The organism is Actinoplanes sp. NPDC048791 (assembly GCF_040650095.1).
In the GTDB taxonomy this organism is placed as follows: domain Bacteria; phylum Actinomycetota; class Actinomycetes; order Mycobacteriales; family Micromonosporaceae; genus Actinoplanes.
On sequence record NZ_JBEZGQ010001061.1, the window covers coordinates 1 to 2,772 of the forward strand.

At 72.4% G+C, this 2,772-nt stretch carries 3 protein-coding genes; all 3 read left to right on the forward strand.

The window, feature by feature from the left end; genetic code table 11:
• Positions 1–88 precede the first annotated feature (88 nt).
• The 3 genes from AB0C29_RS42115 to AB0C29_RS42125 all read left to right on the forward strand — a co-directional run bounded on the left by AB0C29_RS42115 (position 89) and on the right by AB0C29_RS42125 (position 2,349).
• Positions 89–757 carry a hypothetical protein gene (locus AB0C29_RS42115; protein ID WP_360833048.1) on the forward strand — a complete coding sequence of 223 codons (669 nt, stop codon included), beginning with the start codon at positions 89–91 and terminating at the stop codon, positions 755–757.
• Positions 758–814: 57 nt separating this feature from the next.
• Positions 815–1,405 (forward strand): dihydrofolate reductase family protein, encoded by a 591-nt coding sequence (locus AB0C29_RS42120; RefSeq protein ID WP_360833051.1) that lies wholly within the window; start codon positions 815–817, stop codon positions 1,403–1,405.
• A 230-nt stretch (positions 1,406–1,635) separates the two neighbouring features.
• Complete coding sequence (locus tag AB0C29_RS42125; RefSeq protein WP_360833054.1) at positions 1,636–2,349, forward strand: RNA polymerase sigma factor SigF; 714 nt, start codon at positions 1,636–1,638, stop codon at positions 2,347–2,349.
• Positions 2,350–2,772: the final 423 nt, after the last annotated feature.

Genomic DNA, 2,772 nt, shown 5'->3' on the forward strand with positions numbered 1-2,772 from the left:
GCGGGGTTTTGCCATGCTGACCGAGGATTCCGACCGGTACCCCCGGGCCGCTCGGCTGTGAGCCCACCACGAGGCGGAGCCATGAGCCATGAGCATTAGTCAGAACCAGACTGCCAGTGGACGGCCGCTGCGAGTGGCCCCGGCCTGGGTCGGCGCCGCAGGGCCGGGCGCCGTCGCGGAACATCACCTGCCGGTGCGCGAAGCCGTCTGGATCTGGTCGGTGCGTCGTTATGCGCGCGTCTCGCTCTGGGCCCTGCCGGTCGGCGCGGCCCTCTACGGCTGGTCCACTCTGGGCATCTCCGCCCCGCCCGGACCGCTCCTGCTCAAGCTGGCCGCCGGCTGGTTCTGCGCCATCGCGATGATCGGCCTCGCCGGGCTGCTGGCCGGCTCCCGCACCCGCCGCTCGGCCGTCGCCGGGCTGCTCATCGCCATGGCCGGCTTCATCATGCTGCTCCCGCTGGCCGCGCTGCCGACCGGCACCGGCCCGGACGGCATCGGCCTCAGCGCCGCCCAGGTGCACACCGCCTCGCTGGTCGCGGCGGCCGTGACCGGCACCGGCTGGCTGCTGCTGGGCTGGGCGGTCTTCCGCTCCAAGCTGGTCAACCCGGCCGACGGCGTACTGCTGATGCTCGCGGCCGTGTCGATCGGTGCCGGCTCGCACGCGATGCGCCCGCTGCCCACCGTGGGAGCGCTGCTGCTGCTGGCCGCCGGCATGGGCCTGGCCTGGACCGGCTCCCGGCTCATTCCGCCGGCCTGATCCGTCGGACCCGGGTGGCATGCTCGGCTCGAAGCAACGACGAGCCGGGGAGTGCACATGGGCAAGGTGGTCGCCGACATCTCGGTGTCGCTCGACGGATACGTGACCGGGCCGGACCCCGGCCCCGACAGCGGCCTGGGCAGCGGCGGTGAGGGCCTGCACACCTGGGCCTTCAGCACCGACCCGGTGGACCGCCAGGTGCTGGCGTCGGCCACCGACGCGACCGGCGCGGTGGTCATGGGCCGCCACCTGTTCGACATCGTCGACGGCCCGCACGGCTGGAACGACGAGGTCGGCTACGGCGCGGGCCTGGCCGCGGCGCCGCCGGTCCTGGTGGTGACCCGCAGACCACCCGAAACGGTACGGCTGGCCGACCGCTTCACCTTCGTCGTGGACGGCGTACGCAGCGCGATCAGCACGGCCCGCGCGATGGCCGAGGAACGCGACGTGGTGGTCATGGGCGGCGCCCAGGTCATCCGGGGCGCAATGGCCGCCGACGCGGTCGACGAGCTGCGCCTGCACCTCTCGCCGGTGCTGCTCGGCGGGGGCACGCCGCTGTTCGACGCCGGGGTCAGCCCGCGCACCCTGCGCCAGATCCACGTCCGGGTCTCCCCGCACGCCACCCACCTGACCTACCGCGTCGACTGAGACCTCCGTCTCTACAAGTTGCGTCGGTTGCTGCGTCGATTGTTCGGCAGTATGGTGCCAAGAGAGGCTGCCGGCGCGTCCGCGTGCAGTCGCATCTCTTGTCAGTCCGCAGCACCGGAAGGACGACCATGAACGTGACAGTCGCCACCTCGATGACCGACACGTCCGCGGCGCCGGCCGGCCCCGATGGGCACGAAGTTGTCCCCGACGCCGTGCAGCTGGTGAAGACGATGGCCGCCCTGCCGGCGGACGACCCCGCCAAGGCTCACCTCCGCGAGCGCGCCATCGAGGCGTGGCTGCCGCTGGCCAACCATCTCGCCCACCGCTACTACGGCCGCGGCGAGCCCCAGGACGACCTGACGCAGACGGCGACGATCGGTCTGATCAAGGCGATCGACCGGTTCGACCCGGACCGGGGTGTGGACTTCGCCGGCTTCGCCATCCCGACCATCCTCGGCGAGATCAAGCGCCACTTCCGCGACCGCACCTGGTCCATCCGGGTGCCGCGACGGCTCCAGGAGCTCCGGGCCGCGATCACCACGGCGAACAACACCTTGAGCCACACGCTGGGCCGTTCCCCGACAGTGGCGGACATCGCCGGCCACCTCGGCATCACCGAGGAATCAGTGCTGGAAGGCCTGGAGGGCGCCATGGCCTACAGCGCCACCAGCCTGTCCACCCCGGTCGGCGCCGAGGGGGACCGGGAGCTCGGCGACACCCTCGGCGGATACGACCACGAGCTTGAACTGGTCGACATGCGGATGGCGCTCGGTCCGGCGCTGGCGTCGCTGGACGACCGGGATCAGAAGATCGTCGCTTTGCGGTTCTACGGGAATCTGACGCAGGCGCAGATTGCTGAGCAGCTCGGGATTTCTCAGATGCATGTGTCCCGGTTGCTCAGCCGGGCGTTGGTGGCGCTTCGGCAGCGGATCAACGCCGGCTGATTCTTGGGGAGTTCGGCCGGCTGAGGCGTTGGCGTTCGTCGCTGGGCCGGGGGCCAGGGCTGGCCTGGCTCCGCGGGAGGCTCGGCTCATCCGGGCGGGGCTCGGCTCGTCCCGGCCCTTGCCCGGCCTAGCTCGGCCCGTCCTGGTCCGTCTGTTTCCAAACGCCCATCCCGCCCGTCCCGGCGTTCCGACCGACCTGGCGGTTCCAGCTCGGCGGCTGTCCCGGCCGTGCTTGGTCTGGCCAGGTCGACCCGGCTTGCCCGCCCGACCCGGCTTGCCCGCCCGACCCGGCTTGCCCGCCCGGCTTGGCTTGCCCCGCCCGGCTTGGCTTGCCCGCCCGGCTTGGCTCGGCTCGGCCCGCCGGCTCGACCGGCTCGGCTTGCCCGCCGGGCGCGACTCGCTCAGCCCGCCCAGCACGGGCGG